The sequence below is a fragment of the Qipengyuania sp. MTN3-11 genome (assembly GCF_042851825.1).
Taxonomy (GTDB): Bacteria; Pseudomonadota; Alphaproteobacteria; order Sphingomonadales; family Sphingomonadaceae; genus Qipengyuania.
The window spans coordinates 633,527-647,199 of the sequence record NZ_BTGM01000002.1 but is presented as its reverse complement, the minus strand read 5'-3'; the positions used below and the strand labels follow the sequence as shown (position 1 = coordinate 647,199).

Genomic DNA, 13,673 nt, shown 5'->3' with positions numbered 1-13,673 from the left:
TTGGAATGTTTCCGCAAGTCCGCATCGATCTAGTCGATCCCGAGTTCGGCCTTGAGCGCCGAGACGTTCTCGAAGCGGTCTTCTTCTGGCCGGGCGATAGCGGGCTTGGCGTTGATCCAGGTGTTCTCGCAGACGAATTCGAGCATGGCTGCCGCGAGGTCGGCGTGCCTGCAGCGAAAGCAACCCTCAGCAAGGCGCTCGTCGGTAATCACGGCCTCACCCGTATAGGGTTCGTCGAGGAGCCAGCCCGGTCGCGCTGCCGTCCATTCCAGGCCTTCCGCGCGCTCCAGAAGGTCTTCCATGGCGCGCATCTGTTCGAGAATATTGTGCAAGGCTGGTCTTGCTGTGAGCTCGAACCATGCAGGAACGCTGGGCTGCGGCTCTACAAACGCCGCCGATATCACGACGATCCGGGAAATGCCGGTTGCCGACATCGCTTCCACCAGCTTGCGGGTTCCCTCCGTATAAAGCGGAGGCGGATCGATCGCCGTCGATGGACCAAACCCTATACCGAGTGCGGAAATGACCGCACGACAATCTTCGAGCTCGCTGCTGAAGTCGTCATTGAGTACGTCGCACTGGAAGTACTCGACATTGTCGACCCGGTCTGATGGTTCGGGCAAGGAATTTTCGAACGCTCGCACCGCGATGCCCTCGCGGACCGCATGTCGCAGTATTTCAGTGCCGGTCTTTCCTCCGGCACCGAAGACCGCAATGGGTGCTGTATCGTTCATTCTGAAGTCTTTCACCTCCAACAGCAAACTGTGCTGCCGGAACTCTCTTCACTCTCTGTTGAATCGGGGATGTCCGCTGTCATCGGGGGACGGCGATCGAAGCCGCCGTCCCCTTAAGGTTTTCAAGCATCGTCGCAGCGGACATAACCGCGATAGCCAAGTTCATCCTTGGCTCCGGGCGGCACCACGATGATTTCCTGTGCTTGAAGGCCGGCATTACCCTCTTCATCGATCAGCCTCGTCGTGACCAGAAGTTCCCCGCTCGTAAAGCGGTCGGGTCCATCAGCGCTTAGAGGAATTATTTTGCCATTCAATTTGATGAAAGCTTCACTGTCAGGCTGATAAACGAACGTTGGAAACCCCACTTCGGTAAGCCGATACACGCAACGACCGGCGGTTCCTCCTATGGCCTGGATGTCAGCGTCGGACATAGTTTCCGGTTTCACAATAGCCGTCGCCACATTTTGTAAGGCCTGCGATGCCGGTTCGATTGGGACCGGCGTCGGAGCGGGATCGAGCTGCGCTTCACGGTCATTTCCGATTGCAGTGTTCTGATTGCAGCCGGAAAGCGCGATAGCCACTCCGACCGCGAAGACGGACCAATTCTTCATTGCGCTTCTCCTTCGCTTGCTTGCGGTTCCGTCACATCCGACTGAGGTGCTGCGGCAGTTGGCGCCGTCAGACCATTGGGAAGCCGTTCAGTCGTTCTTACGCCGTTTTCCTCGATGTCCTCGATCAGATATTTCATCTGCGCGATCTCGCGGCGCTGGGCGAGGATGATGTCATGCGCGAGCTTGCGAACGCGTGGATCACGAATATGCGCCCGTTCGCTGGTCATGATCGCGATCGAGTGGTGCGGGATCATCGCGGCCATATATTCTTCGTCATCGATCGTCGTCTGACTGCGTACCAGCCACAGGGCGAGCGCAAATACTACCGCGGCCACGCCTAAAATTATGAAGTTTTTCATGCGGTCCTTGTACATGCCCCACATGAAGAGCAGCATGACCACCATCATCATCGCGCCCATGACGAACATCATCCAGAAGCGCGTCTCGCTCCAGAAGAAATGATCGGCATCGTATGCGTTCGCATACATGAGAAAGAACATGAGAACGGTGGAGGTCGAGACCATGGCCATAAACCGCCAGTAGTTGCCGCCCCCTCCTTTCGCATGATCGGAATGTTTGTCTTGTTGCATCTTCAATCCTCCTGCTTGCTCATGGTTTGATATACATATTGGGCGGTACAGCTGATCATGAGGAATCCGGTGAGGGCGGCAATCCCAGAGATGGCCCGCATGTGGCCGGCGGGAAGGATGTCTCCCAGCCCCACGGTTGAGATCGTGATCAGCGCGAAATAGTAATAATCCATCCAGCTATCGATGACGTCCTTCTCCAGACCGCCGAAGCCCCAAACGGATGCGAGATACATGCCGCCCGCGAAAATCCCGGCGATCACCAAATGGCTAAGAAGAACAAGGCTGGAGCCCGCAAGGAGGCGCAAGTGCCGCGGATCCCGCCCCGGCGGAGACACCGCCTTCGCGCCTCGGAGCATCCACATGTGAAGGTAGAGCGAGATCGCGAACAGCGCGAAACCGAGGAGGAGCGCCGCGATCACAGGGCTATCCAGCCCAGAGCTTTCGCGCCCATCCACAGGCCCATGCCGATCATGAACAGGTTCTCGGTCAGCGAGACGAAGCCGAGCGGCACGTTGCTGTTTCCACCGACGCAGGCGCATTTAAGCTCACGCTTGTCGACATAGACCGCCTTGAACACGCTCACCGCACCGACCGTGCCGATGAAGAGCGAGACCGGGACGGAGATGATGGGCAACGCATGTGCGACCATCAGGATGCCAGCCAAGGCCTCCCCGAATGGATAGACAAATCCGTAGCGAACCCAACGCCTGGCAAGCAGATCATAATTCAAGAACATGGTCGAGAAGCTACGCACATCCTGCAGCTTCTGGATGGCGAGCAGCGCCATCGACAGGCTGACGAACCATTCGATCGCCTGGATGGTGAAGATGCTCTCGAACACATACCAGCTGATCGCCAGACCGAGCAGGAATGCAACGCCGAAGATCGCGATCACCGGCTGGTAGCTGGTCTCGCCCTCCTTCTGCACCGACTTGCCGAGCTGCTCGCGCAGATCGTCGTAACCGCCGATCCGCTCGCCGCCGATGAAGGTCTGCGGCGTGGTCTCGACGCCATGCTCTTCCTTGAAAGCGTCGGTTTGTTCGCGTGTCTCGAGATGGTGGTCGTCGATTTCGAAGCCTTCGCGCTTCAACAGATCCACGGTCTTGAGCCCGTAGGGACAGACATGGTCGGGCATGACCATGCGATAGACGGTTGCGATCTTCGGTTTTGGTGTTCGCCTCTTCATCTTTTCGCTTTCTCGAACAGGTCGACTAGTTCGCTGAACTTCTGCTGTTGCTCGTTCTCGTCCCCGCTGGCGATCGCCTCGGCTACGCAAAGGTTCGCATGACGCTTCAAAATCTCACTTTCGGCTCGCCCCAGCGCGGCTTTGACCGCCTGAATCTGGGTCAGGATGTCCACGCAGTAACGATCATTCTCGACCATCTGGGCAACACCGCGCACCTGCCCTTCGACGCGGCGCAACCGGTTCACGATTTTCCCAACGTTATGCTGCATTAAATTCGCCTCTTTGCGGCAATCGGTTGCACGCCCTACCTATACGTTCCGGGGGTATAAATATTCGCGGCGGGGAGAGTTCCGTGAACCTTGTCCCAACCGGGTTTTCCCTTCCGCGATTTACCATTGCTCTCCAGCGAGCCGTAGACCCCGTGCAGGACCATTGCGACGCCACCGGAGAACGGCTCGTGGGTCGGTATCTTGATGTAGCTGTAAGCGGCGAGCGAAGTAACCAGTGCGCCGACTGTAAGGAAAAGCGGAAATAGCGGTCCAGCGGGTTCGGCAATCTGGCCAGTCAGTGCGAAGATACCGGCGCCGATCATGACGCCGGTTCCCATCGCGACGCCGCCCAGCAATGTTATCGAGGCCGCACTCTCGTTATGTTGATCGTCGCCATCTGTCTGCAAGTCTTTCCCCTGTCGATGTCCTCCCGTCCGAGAAACATCACGCCAGACAGTACGTTGCGTAGCGCCTCACCCCTCAAAAAGTTTCGACATGGTGCGCGCCTGCCCCAGGGGGCGGTTTGGCAAGATAGGGAGTCCGCTTTTCGCGAGGCTTCTCTCAGCACAAGGTGCGTCGATAGGAGGCGACGCGTATCGCCAGGGTGGCCCACTGTGAATTTTCTCTAGCAGGTCTCGCGAGAGGTAACTGGCCCTGTTCGATCAATCTGACGTGCCCAGCAGCCGGATTAAGCTCGACCGGGGGATCGATTGCGCAAATGTGCCTGCGCTTCGCGCACGTCGAGCTCACGCGTGCTGTTTCCGATACGTAACATCAGGCGCGCGGTACCTCCCTCCACGAGGTAGACAGGATCAGCGCTCCTTTCAGCAATGACCCGGCATACCGTCTTCTCTGTCATTTCGTGAAAACGGCAATGGACCAAAGCGCATGCGTGACCGCCGAAACCATCCTTCACGAGGTCCATCACAAGGCGCTCGAACCCATCCCGATTGGCATGTTTGAGTGTCTGCATATCGGCTTCAATGCCAGTGATGTTCCCATCGTCTCCAACCCCGATAAGCAGTGTTCCGCCCTCATGGTTGAGAAAGCCGGCAACCGTTTTGAGTACGACCTGCTGGAGTGACCGGTTGACCCGGTTCTCACGCCTGTCCCACCGCAAGGACGATTTGAATTCCAATCGCTCGCCCTCGCCGCGTGCGATAAGAAGCGGCAATTCCTCGTCGAGTTCGCGTTCGAGAAAAAGTACCTTGGACTGAGCTCGCGCCAACCGCATGTGATACATGCCAAATCCCAGACCAAGGGCGCCGCCGATCACCGCGTAGATGGCGCTCATGGGAAGCATTTCGAACGCGAAAGCACTGACCAGCCGGCCGATCATGAACTCAATGGCAGTATTGCTGCCGGTGTCATGCGACGGACCGAACTCGTACCAGAAGACGAGCGTGGTTACCGGATGGAGGATCGTGATGCCGAGGACAGCACCAACGACCGCATGGGCGGTCAGCGTTCGACCGCTCTGTGAAGGCTTTGTCCTGTAGATCGCGCATTCCCTTTTTTCGTTTTTTCAGGCTACCGGGCTAATGGCTTCGCGTGCAAAACGTCTTGTCCCGCGAAGGGCATCGGGAAATCAGACCGAATTACCAGTTCGTCTCCGGAAATACCGATAGAGCGGAACCGCGATGAGTGCGATGTACCAGCCATAGAGAAAGCTCCCCACCGCTCCGGCGAGGAACCCGCGCGGCGTTAGCCATTCGAACCATGGCAGTAAGGGAGCCCAGGCTTCGTGCATGTGAAAGCGCTCTGGTGCGAGGACTCCGAAGGCAATGCAGAGGAGATAGCTGACAAGCAGGAACACGCTGAGCGTCCAGCCCCACGCGAATATCGAGCTCTTGATTGATCCTTTTACCATCGCATTTCTCCCACTTCGTGCGTGCTTAAATCATACAATTGGACGGGTCCGGGGCGGTGGGGGCAGCCAGCCCCGGACCCTGCGAGAATTCGATAGGCTTCTTACCGCCTGTCCCGGTTTTACCGGGTTCTGTGTCGCTTCCCGCAAATAATCTTCATCACCTTCATCCCTTTCACGGTGACGCATGGTGTGGCTCCACACATTCACGGAAAGGACGCGAAGACGCTCCGTCCGGCTGAACCAAAGGCGATGACCTCATAGGGCTGGATCCGGTTTCCGGCCTCCATGCCGGGCGATCCCAGAGGCATTCCCGGAACCGCTAGACCGGCAACGCCGTCGGGCCGCTCGCGCAAAAGCTTGGCGACGGCTTCTGCAGGCACGTGACCTTCGATGATGTATCCATCGACCTCCATCGTATGGCATGACCATAACTCTTGGGGTACGCCCCGCGCGGTCTTGATCGCCGCCATGTCGTTGCTATCGACCGATGCCACCTTCGCGTTCATCCCGTCTTCGACATGGCCTGCCCAGTTGAGACAGCACCCACATCCTGGATCCCGGAACATCGTATAGGTCGCTGCCTGAGCCACGTTCGAACAGGCTGCCAGCACGAGCAAGGCCGCGCCGCTAATCGATCGCCGGAACAGGGCAGGCTTTTTCCAGATCATTGTGCAATTCCTTTCTTGTATCCGCGCCATAGCGAGATCGTCCCGGTTGCCGTCGGGAACCGGTGGAGCAGGCATGGCTCGGTGAAGACTTCGGCGAACAGTTTTTCGACTTCGCCGTCGGCGCTGGGCTGCGTGTCGCTTATGCCGTCAAGAGACTGGACGGTCGCCCGGAAGAGGCTCCGCATGAGTGGGCTCTCCTGCTTCATATAATCGGAGATCAACACGGTTCCGCCTGGCACGAGCAAGCTTTCGATGGTTTCCAGGATTGCCTGCTTCTTGCGCAAGGGAACCTGGTGAAGGACGAGGCTGCTGACGATCTTGTTCGGCTGCCACCCTGCGGGTAGCTTGAGGCTTTCGAGAAAGCCATTGTGCCATTTCACGAGATCGGCTCCCGCTCCAAACTTGCGCCGCGCAAGCGCGAGCGCCTCCGGGTCGGGTTCGACACCGATCAGACCCGCTTCCGGACAATCCGTCATCAAGGCCTTGAGAAGAGTGCCGGTTCCGCTGCCAACATCGATCACCCGGTCGCCGGGGACAAGGTGCAGCTCTTCGACAATCTTTTGGCGCCAGAGATGTTCGCGGGTGAACAGACCGATCGCCCGGTCGTAAAGCGGCGTCAGAAAGCTCTTGCCAAGAAGAGGCGTAAATTCGCCGTGATCTTCAGGTGCGATGATATTGCTCACGAAATGGCTCCCATTCATCCCGGGTTCGACCCGATTCTGACAGACCCGTCTCGATTACGTATGGTGGTGGACATTCCCTCAAAAAAAGAAGTTTAAGGGATTGTGCAGGCGAGCGCGTATAGGACACGTGCAACCCACAGGAGTTTTTCGGATGCGTGACAATCACTCTCTTGATGCGGTGCTCGGAACCCTTTCCGCCACCGCCGCCAACGAGGTCCCCGCCGACTTCATGGATGGCGTTTGGCAGCGCGCCGGACAGCTTGGCGAAATCGCCGACCGACGCCGCCGGACGGCCCTTTTCGTCGGTCTGTTCGTCGTCGGGCTTGGAGCTGGCGCCGGAACGAGCGGTTGGCCCGGCGGCTATGGCACGTCTTCCGCCTCATTTGGCGAGAGTCTTATCCTCGGCGAACAGCTGTCCCCATCGGCGCTCCTCCATGTGGAGCAATAGGGTTTGAAGACGACGCATATCGTTCTCGCGGTGCTTCTCGCAGCACTTGCAGGATGCCTCGGCGCGATTGCCGCGGATCGCTGGGCCAATCACGAGGCCGGCTCCGGCCTCCACGATTTCGTGCACGACGAACTCACCCTGACGGCCGACCAGGAGCAGCGTCTCGATGCGCTCGAGGCCCGTTTCGCTGTCGAAAGGGCACGGCTCGAAGGATCGGCGCGCGCAGCCAATGCCCGGCTCGCCCAGGCGATGGAAAATGAGCATGAGTACGGTCCCGAGGTCTCGGCCGCGATCGACGAGGTGCATGCGCGTATGGGCGATCTGCAGAAGGCAACGGTGCGGCATGTCTTCGACATGCGCGAAATTCTCGAACCCGAGCAGCAACGCCAGTTCGATCGCAAGGTCTCCGACGCCCTGACCCGCGACCCACGCGACTGAAGCGCCATGTCGGGGGCGGGCGACAATCCGGACGAGGCCCTTGTCTCGCAGGTGAGGGCCGGTAACAAGCGGGCTTTCAGCAAGCTCGTCGAGCATGAAACCGGTCGGCTTCTCGCGCTCGCGACACGCATGCTTTCCTCTCCTTCTCAGGCGGAGGACGTTGTTCAGGACAGCCTCGCTTCGGTGTGGCTGACGCGCCATCGGCTCGATCCGGACAAGCCGATCGGACCCTATCTGACAACCGTCGTCCTCAACCGCTGCCGGGACCGTTTGCGCAGGCGCAAGGTCGCAGGCTTTTTCGGACTGTCGGGCGATGCCGAACTCCATTCCATCGCCGACGATTTGCCGGGTCCTGAAACGTCGGCCGTTTCCAGGGAAGAGCTCAATCTCGTTCAGGCCGAGATCGCGCGAATGCCTGTAAGGCTGCGCGAAGCCATCGTGCTCGTGACCATCGAGGGGCGTAGCCAGGCCGAGGCGGCCGATCTTCTCGGAACGACCGAAAAGGCGATCGAAACCCGCGTATACCGCGCGCGCAACAGGCTGAAGGAGCGCTTCGAAAAACTTTGAGGGGTTGGGTGGGCGCGCGCGTAAGTAACGGTAAACGCCACGTCAGGAGCCCTTTATGATCGCCGTCAATCGACGCAAGTTTCTCGGAGCCGGAGCAGGAGGAATGGGTCTGCTCGGCCTTGCCGGGGCGATGCCTGCTTGGGCACGCGGCGCGGACATCCTCGCAGGTAACGCCCGCAAGGGGCTGGACGAGATATCCGGCCCCAATATCGACCTCACCGTTGCCCGATCGGCCTTCGCGACCGGCAACAGGCGCGGCGGCGCGATCGCCGTCAACGGCACTATCCCTGGTCCGCTGTTGCGTTTGCAGGAAGGCACGACCGTCCGGCTCAATGTCCATAACCAGCTCGAGGAAGATACTTCGATCCACTGGCACGGTCTGCTCGTGCCGTTTCAGCTCGATGGAGTGCCCGGCGTAAGCTTCCCCGGTGTCAAACCGGGAGAGACCTTCACCGCCGAGTTTCCGGTTCGCCAATCGGGCACTTACTGGTGGCACTCGCATAGCGGCCTGCAGGAACAGGCCGGGCATTACGGCGCGATCGTGGTCGATCCCGCCGGACCCGATCCGGTTCAGGCCGACCGCGAATATATCGTGGTGCTGAGCGAATTCAGCGAAATGTCGCCCCACACGATTTTCGACAAGCTCAAGAAGGGCGAAGGCTACTTCAACTACAACCAGAACACCTGGACCGACGATTACCCGCTTTCGGGCGAGGATCGCCGGATGTGGGCGAAAATGCGCATGATGCCGACGGACATCCTCGACGTGTCGAGCGCGGCTTATACCTATCTTCTGAACGGCCATGGCCCGCTCGACAATCTGGAATACCTCTTCCGCCCGGGCGAACGCGTGCGGCTGCGCTTCATCAATGCCGGCGCCATGACCTTCTTCAATATTCGCATTCCCGGCCTGCCGATGACCATCGTTCAGGCGGACGGGCAGAACGTCGAGCCGGTTGAGGTCGACGAGTTCCAGATCGGTGTGGCCGAGACATACGACGTCGTCGTGACGCCGGGCGCGCAACAGGCCTACACGCTGGTCGCGGAGTCGATGGACCGCTCGGGCATGGGTATTGCCACACTCGCGAGCGCACCCGGCGCTCGCGCAGCCATTCCGCCGCTGCGCGATCCGCCGCTTCTGACCATGGCCGACATGGGCATGAGCGGCATGGACCACGGCTCGTCTGGCGATGCCGGCATGTCGGGCATGGACCACGGAAGTGGCGGCGACATGGCGGGGATGGATCATGGTTCGTCCGGCCAATCCGAGATGGCAGGCATGGCCGGAATGTCGGGGATGCAGATGCGCGACACCTCGCTTCTGCCGCCCGATGTGAAGGTCGGTCCCGGTCTCGACATGGTCTCGATGAACCCGGTCGACCGTATGGGCGATCCCGGCATCGGTCTCGCCGATGTGCCGCATCGCACGCTCGACTATCGCAAGCTGCGCGCTCTGACGCCGCACCGCGAGGGCCGCACGCCGTCACGGCGAATGGAAATTCATCTGACCGGAAATATGGAGCGCTACATGTGGTCGTTCGACGGCAAGAAGTTCTCCGCCGTCTCCGACGAGCCGATCCGTTTCGCCTATAACGAGCGCGTGCGCGTGAAGCTCGTCAACGACACGATGATGGCGCATCCGATCCACTTGCACGGGCACTTCTTCGAGCTGGTCAATGGCGCGCCGGCCGATCGTCAACCGCTCAAGCACACGGTCATCCTGCAACCGGGTGGCAGCGCGCAGTTCGATTTGACGGCGGACGAGCCGGGCGACTGGGCCTTCCACTGTCACCTTCTCTACCACATGCATGCCGGGATGTTTCAGATCGTCACGGTCGCCAATCCCGACGGGAGCGAAGCATGAAAATTCGTATTGCCAGCCTGCTCGTATCGGTCGCAGCCGGCTCAGTTCTCGCCTTGCCCGCGGCGGCACAGCATGCCGGTCATTCGCCGGCGGAACCGCAGCAAAGCGCCGAGGCGCAGGCTGACGCGAAGACAAAGTGCGAGCAAGAAGCCGAGCGCCATCGCGCGATGGGGCATCCGGTAGCAGATGGAGCATGCGAACCGGCTGCTCAGCCTGAAGCCGCCATGGACCGCTCGCAGATGGATCATTCAACCATGGATCATGGTGCGATGACCGCTCAGGATGGTCATTCTGGCATGACAATGCCTGTGGACGCTGCCCGTCCACAGGCATCGCCCGAAAGTCATGAAGGAATGGATCACGGCTCGATGCCGCAGGGCAAGCCCGCCGAAGGCGCGATGGATCATTCGCAGATGAATCACGGCGAGATGGGTCAGGCGGAGGCCAGTTCGTCGATGGACCATGGGCAGATGGATCACAGCCAGATGAACCATGGGGAGACGCCTTCGCAGGACAGGCAGGGCATGGACCATTCGGCGATGCAGATGGGCTCGGACGATGATATCCCGCTGCTGCCGCCTCCTCCAGAAGCAGGGAGCGGCCCAGCGCGCGCGGCGGTCGCCATCTGGGGCGAGGAAGCCATGAACGAAGCGCGCCGCGAGCTTGTCCGCGAGACCGACGGAGGAATGCGCTTCTGGTTTCAGGGCGACCGGCTCGAGTACCGCGCCCGCGAGGGGAAGGATGGATATCTGTGGGACATCCAGGGATATTATGGCGGCGACATCGACAAATTCTGGTTCAAGTCCGAGGGTGAGGGCAGCTTCGGCGAACCCATAGAAGGCGCCGAGGTCCAGGCGCTCTGGAGCCGCGCCATTGCGCCCTTCTTCGATTTCCAGGCGGGTGTTCGCCAGGACCTGACCGGTCCGGAACGCACGCACGCGGTTATCGGTATCCAAGGGATCGCGCCTTACCAGTTCGAGGTCGATGCCGCGGCCTTCGTCTCCACCAAGGGCGATGTGACGGCGCGTTTTGAGGGCGAACTTGATCAGCGCATCACGCAGCGATTGATCCTTCAACCGCGTGCCGAAATCGCACTTTCCGCTCAGGATATTCCCGAACTCGGCATTGGCGCGGGCCTCGACCGGATCGAGGCAGGTCTGCGTCTTCGCTACGAGTTCGCACGCGAATTCGCGCCCTATGTCGGCGTTTCCCAGGAATGGCGCATCGGCGACAGCGCGGATTTTGCGCGGGCCGCCGGAGAGGATCCGAGCGTCACCAATTATGTCGTCGGTGTGCGATTCTGGTTCTGAAATCTCAAAAAGGATAGAACTTCCATGACCAAGACTTTGACACGCATCGCGGCGACTGCGCTTGTTGCCACGCTGATACCGCTGCCAGCCTTCGCGCAGCAGATGGACCACTCTTCCCATGCGAACCATCAGATGCACGCGATGGACGCTTCGGCGGACGATGTCGCGGGCGCTGAAGAAACCCTCAAGGCCTATCGCACCGCTCTTGAAGCGCGCGACGCGCAGGCAATGCGCGCGCTCTTCGCCGAGGACTCGGCGATCTTCGAGAATGGCAAGGCCGAAGGAAGCTTTGCCAATTACATGGAGCACCATTTGGGCCCCGAGCTCGACGCGATTGTGAGCTTCACCTTTACCGACCCCACGCTGACCGTCACCCGGATGGGGCACATGGCCCATGCCTATGAGACGTATGGCTATCGCATCGAACTTAGCGATGGCCGGGTGATCGAGCGCGACGGCGTGGCGACATCGGTGCTTGCTCACGATGCGGACGGGTGGAGAATCGTCCAGTACCATTCCTCGTCGCGCGCGCCGCGCAACTGATTACGGCTTTCGAAGAGGTAGCACCGGTTGGCAACGCCGTCGCTGAAGCTGCGCCTGCATGTGCTCGGCAGCAAGATCCACAAATGGCTGGCGATTTTCGTCGGTGTCCAGGTTCTCTTGTGGATGGGAACCGGCGCCCTCATGTCGTTTCTCGACCTGGAAGAAGTTCGCTCCGAACATGTCGTTTCGCGTGAACAAGAGGCGCTGCCCGCCGATGCCCCGCTCCCGGCCTGGGTCGCAAACGACGGTACTCTTGCAGCGGTAACGACACGTTCGCTCGACGGCGATGCCGTGACCGAGGTCCGCAAGGTTGACGGTAGCGTGAGCCTCCACGATCCGGTGACTGGGCGTAAACTCTCCCCCATCTCGGCGGCAACGGCAAAATCCATCGCCTTGCGCGCATGGACCGGGCCGCGCACGACCATCGAGGCCGCACGGATCGTCGATGACCCCATCGGAACCGAGTTTCGCGGCCCTTTTCCGGCCTGGCAGGTCACCTATGCTGACGAGGCTTCGACGCGCATCTACATCGATGCCGCCAGCGGCACGCTCGGGGCGGCGCGTAGTGATACATGGCGCCTGTTCGATTTCATCTGGGGCCTCCACATCATGGATTGGACCGAGCGCGATCGCATCAACAGTTGGTGGCTGCTCCTGTTCGGTATTGGCGGCACGATCATAGCCCTGTCGGGTTTCGTCCTGCTGGCGAACCGGATGCCGAGGCTGCGCCGCCGCGCAAAGAAGAGCAAGCTCGCCTGAGCCCATGGGGCTAATGTGCGTGGGCGAACGCCTTACCCCCGTTCGCCAGGCCGAACGGGGCCAGGAGCCGACTGCGTTCGACGATCGCGATGGTGCCGCCATCAGACGTGATACGGCGGACGCACATCTGTCGCGCCAATACCATCAAATTAATGTGAGGGGCAGGCGACTGCGGTGCGTATCAGGCACATAGGTCGCACTTTAACTGCAGGGTCGGGAGACATACGAGACATGAAAGCCCCCTCATTTCTGGCGCTGCTCGCCGCAAGCCTGCTCTTCGTCGGACCCGTTCAGGCTCATGGCGACGAAAAGCACGGCGAAGAGGCGAGCGCCGCACCTGCTGTCACCAATGGCGATGCGCCCGACCAGGCGGCCATGGCGCAGATGGGCGAGACTGCGGATGCTGGCGAATCCTCCGGCGCGCACGATCAAGCGGGCGGAGGTCATGACGATGCCGGTGGCCATGCGAATGAGGGCGAAGCCGGCGTCATGGCCGTACTGAAGAAGCTGCATCCGGCAACGATCCACTTCCCGATCGCCTTGTTTCTCATGGCTGCGGCCACCGAATTGTTCGTGATGCGCCGGAAAGGAGCGGGCCTGGAAAGTGCGGTGCGCGTGCTCATCTACGGCGGAGCGATCGGCGCGGTCGTCGCAGTTCTGTTCGGATGGATCCACACCGGCCTTTGGTTCGGCGGCGATACCGTCATGCAGGTCCATCGATGGAACGGGATGCTGATCGCGGTCCTCGGTATTGCGATGGCCTATCTCGCAAGCAGGCCAAGCCAAAGCCGTACGTGGTTGCGCGCATCTATCTTCTCCATGGCGGCACTCGTTCTCGTACAGGGCTTCCTTGGCGGCGAGCTCGCGCATGGACCGGACCATCTTGGCGTTTCGTGGCTCTGAAGGAGTTGAATAACATGCGAATTCTGAAATCGAACACCGCGATAGCATTTCTCGCGACCGCGCCATTGACGTTCGCTCTCGCCGCTTGTGACCAAGCGCAGGAGAGCACACCGGCTGCTGAGGTTTCGCCTATGGGCGGAACTGCGGTGATGCCTGGCACGGCACCCGAGGCGGGTCTTGCAGACCCGGCAACCTCTCCCTCCGAAAATGAGGCAGCGGCCGCACGTCAG

At 60.3% G+C, this 13,673-nt stretch carries 18 protein-coding genes and 1 pseudogene; 8 read left to right on the top strand and 11 right to left on the bottom strand.

Annotated features, from left to right (window positions below):
• Window positions 1-29 precede the first annotated feature (29 nt).
• From ACGHN1_RS10465 to ACGHN1_RS10415, 11 genes and pseudogenes are all read right to left on the bottom strand, one after another.
• A complete protein-coding gene (locus ACGHN1_RS10465) occupies window positions 30-734 on the bottom strand; it encodes an NAD(P)-dependent oxidoreductase (RefSeq protein WP_251104413.1) in 705 nt (234 codons plus the stop codon).
• A 122-nt stretch (window positions 735-856) separates the two neighbouring features.
• Window positions 857-1,345, bottom strand: coding sequence for a DUF6692 family protein (locus ACGHN1_RS10460; protein ID WP_251104412.1), 489 nt, complete (start codon window positions 1,343-1,345; stop codon window positions 857-859).
• The gene (locus tag ACGHN1_RS10455; RefSeq protein WP_251104411.1) at window positions 1,342-1,935 is read right to left on the bottom strand and encodes a DUF305 domain-containing protein; all 594 of its coding nucleotides are present in this window, start codon (window positions 1,933-1,935) and stop codon (window positions 1,342-1,344) included. Before ACGHN1_RS10455 ends, ACGHN1_RS10460 begins: the two co-directional genes overlap by 4 nt.
• 2 nt (window positions 1,936-1,937) lie before the next feature.
• Complete coding sequence (locus ACGHN1_RS10450) at window positions 1,938-2,354, bottom strand: potassium channel family protein (RefSeq protein WP_251104410.1); 417 nt, start codon at window positions 2,352-2,354, stop codon at window positions 1,938-1,940.
• Window positions 2,351-3,076 (bottom strand): glutaredoxin, encoded by a 726-nt coding sequence (locus ACGHN1_RS10445; RefSeq protein WP_251106015.1) that lies wholly within the window; start codon window positions 3,074-3,076, stop codon window positions 2,351-2,353. The genes ACGHN1_RS10450 and ACGHN1_RS10445 overlap by 4 nt, the downstream gene beginning before the upstream one ends.
• Window positions 3,077-3,117: 41 nt before the next feature.
• Window positions 3,118-3,390, bottom strand: a complete 273-nt coding sequence (locus ACGHN1_RS10440) for a metal-sensitive transcriptional regulator (protein ID WP_251104409.1) — start codon at window positions 3,388-3,390, stop codon at window positions 3,118-3,120.
• 140 nt (window positions 3,391-3,530) lie between these two features.
• A pseudogene (locus tag ACGHN1_RS10435) lies at window positions 3,531-3,728 on the bottom strand (amino acid permease); the annotation flags it as partial.
• Window positions 3,729-4,078: 350 nt separating this feature from the next.
• On the bottom strand, window positions 4,079-4,729 hold the full coding sequence (locus tag ACGHN1_RS10430) for a helix-turn-helix domain-containing protein (protein ID WP_251104408.1): 651 nt from the start codon (window positions 4,727-4,729) through the stop codon (window positions 4,079-4,081).
• A 249-nt stretch (window positions 4,730-4,978) separates the two neighbouring features.
• The gene (locus tag ACGHN1_RS10425) at window positions 4,979-5,260 is read right to left on the bottom strand and encodes a DUF5676 family membrane protein (protein ID WP_054527892.1); all 282 of its coding nucleotides are present in this window, start codon (window positions 5,258-5,260) and stop codon (window positions 4,979-4,981) included.
• A 203-nt stretch (window positions 5,261-5,463) separates the two neighbouring features.
• Window positions 5,464-5,928 carry a DUF411 domain-containing protein gene (locus ACGHN1_RS10420; RefSeq protein ID WP_390550840.1) on the bottom strand — a complete coding sequence of 155 codons (465 nt, stop codon included), beginning with the start codon at window positions 5,926-5,928 and terminating at the stop codon, window positions 5,464-5,466.
• A complete protein-coding gene (locus ACGHN1_RS10415; protein WP_390550839.1) occupies window positions 5,925-6,629 on the bottom strand; it encodes a class I SAM-dependent methyltransferase in 705 nt (234 codons plus the stop codon). Before ACGHN1_RS10415 ends, ACGHN1_RS10420 begins: the two co-directional genes overlap by 4 nt.
• Window positions 6,630-6,762: 133 nt before the next feature.
• Between ACGHN1_RS10415 and ACGHN1_RS10410 the strand changes: the two genes are divergently transcribed.
• The 8 genes from ACGHN1_RS10410 (at window position 6,763) to ACGHN1_RS10375 (ending at window position 13,443) form a co-directional block, all read left to right on the top strand.
• Window positions 6,763-7,059, top strand: coding sequence for a hypothetical protein (locus tag ACGHN1_RS10410; protein ID WP_300397077.1), 297 nt, complete (start codon window positions 6,763-6,765; stop codon window positions 7,057-7,059).
• A 3-nt stretch (window positions 7,060-7,062) separates the two neighbouring features.
• Window positions 7,063-7,497, top strand: coding sequence for a Spy/CpxP family protein refolding chaperone (locus ACGHN1_RS10405; protein WP_008603940.1), 435 nt, complete (start codon window positions 7,063-7,065; stop codon window positions 7,495-7,497).
• 6 nt (window positions 7,498-7,503) lie between these two features.
• On the top strand, window positions 7,504-8,064 hold the full coding sequence (locus ACGHN1_RS10400; RefSeq protein WP_039388614.1) for an RNA polymerase sigma factor: 561 nt from the start codon (window positions 7,504-7,506) through the stop codon (window positions 8,062-8,064).
• 55 nt (window positions 8,065-8,119) lie between these two features.
• Window positions 8,120-9,928, top strand: coding sequence for a copper resistance system multicopper oxidase (locus ACGHN1_RS10395; protein ID WP_054522842.1), 1,809 nt, complete (start codon window positions 8,120-8,122; stop codon window positions 9,926-9,928).
• 167 nt (window positions 9,929-10,095) lie between these two features.
• A complete protein-coding gene (locus ACGHN1_RS10390) occupies window positions 10,096-11,238 on the top strand; it encodes a copper resistance protein B (protein ID WP_390550923.1) in 1,143 nt (380 codons plus the stop codon).
• 24 nt (window positions 11,239-11,262) lie between these two features.
• Window positions 11,263-11,781: a nuclear transport factor 2 family protein gene (locus ACGHN1_RS10385; protein ID WP_009823989.1), complete on the top strand. Its 519-nt coding sequence runs from the start codon at window positions 11,263-11,265 to the stop codon at window positions 11,779-11,781.
• A gap of 27 nt (window positions 11,782-11,808) precedes the next feature.
• Complete coding sequence (locus tag ACGHN1_RS10380) at window positions 11,809-12,540, top strand: PepSY domain-containing protein (protein ID WP_009823988.1); 732 nt, start codon at window positions 11,809-11,811, stop codon at window positions 12,538-12,540.
• Between the two features lie 231 nt (window positions 12,541-12,771).
• Window positions 12,772-13,443: a DUF2231 domain-containing protein gene (locus ACGHN1_RS10375; RefSeq protein WP_251104402.1), complete on the top strand. Its 672-nt coding sequence runs from the start codon at window positions 12,772-12,774 to the stop codon at window positions 13,441-13,443.
• Window positions 13,444-13,673 lie beyond the last annotated feature (230 nt).

What these genes read in the sequence shown, in the direction of transcription:
- ACGHN1_RS10465 (WP_251104413.1), bottom strand. Translation starts at nt 734, where the DNA reads ATGAACGATACAGCACCCATTGCGGTCTTCGGTGCCGGAGGAAAGACC.
- ACGHN1_RS10460 (WP_251104412.1), bottom strand. Translation starts at nt 1,345, where the DNA reads ATGAAGAATTGGTCCGTCTTCGCGGTCGGAGTGGCTATCGCGCTTTCC.
- ACGHN1_RS10455 (WP_251104411.1), bottom strand. Translation starts at nt 1,935, where the DNA reads ATGCAACAAGACAAACATTCCGATCATGCGAAAGGAGGGGGCGGCAAC.
- ACGHN1_RS10445 (WP_251106015.1), bottom strand. Translation starts at nt 3,076, where the DNA reads ATGGTCATGCCCGACCATGTCTGTCCCTACGGGCTCAAGACCGTGGAT.
- ACGHN1_RS10440 (WP_251104409.1), bottom strand. Translation starts at nt 3,390, where the DNA reads ATGCAGCATAACGTTGGGAAAATCGTGAACCGGTTGCGCCGCGTCGAA.
- ACGHN1_RS10430 (WP_251104408.1), bottom strand. Translation starts at nt 4,729, where the DNA reads ATGATCGGCCGGCTGGTCAGTGCTTTCGCGTTCGAAATGCTTCCCATG.
- ACGHN1_RS10425 (WP_054527892.1), bottom strand. Translation starts at nt 5,260, where the DNA reads ATGGTAAAAGGATCAATCAAGAGCTCGATATTCGCGTGGGGCTGGACG.
- ACGHN1_RS10420 (WP_390550840.1), bottom strand. Translation starts at nt 5,928, where the DNA reads ATGATCTGGAAAAAGCCTGCCCTGTTCCGGCGATCGATTAGCGGCGCG.
- ACGHN1_RS10415 (WP_390550839.1), bottom strand. Translation starts at nt 6,629, where the DNA reads ATGAATGGGAGCCATTTCGTGAGCAATATCATCGCACCTGAAGATCAC.
- ACGHN1_RS10410 (WP_300397077.1), top strand. Translation starts at nt 6,763, where the DNA reads ATGCGTGACAATCACTCTCTTGATGCGGTGCTCGGAACCCTTTCCGCC.
- ACGHN1_RS10400 (WP_039388614.1), top strand. Translation starts at nt 7,504, where the DNA reads ATGTCGGGGGCGGGCGACAATCCGGACGAGGCCCTTGTCTCGCAGGTG.
- ACGHN1_RS10395 (WP_054522842.1), top strand. Translation starts at nt 8,120, where the DNA reads ATGATCGCCGTCAATCGACGCAAGTTTCTCGGAGCCGGAGCAGGAGGA.
- ACGHN1_RS10390 (WP_390550923.1), top strand. Translation starts at nt 10,096, where the DNA reads ATGGGGCATCCGGTAGCAGATGGAGCATGCGAACCGGCTGCTCAGCCT.
- ACGHN1_RS10385 (WP_009823989.1), top strand. Translation starts at nt 11,263, where the DNA reads ATGACCAAGACTTTGACACGCATCGCGGCGACTGCGCTTGTTGCCACG.
- ACGHN1_RS10375 (WP_251104402.1), top strand. Translation starts at nt 12,772, where the DNA reads ATGAAAGCCCCCTCATTTCTGGCGCTGCTCGCCGCAAGCCTGCTCTTC.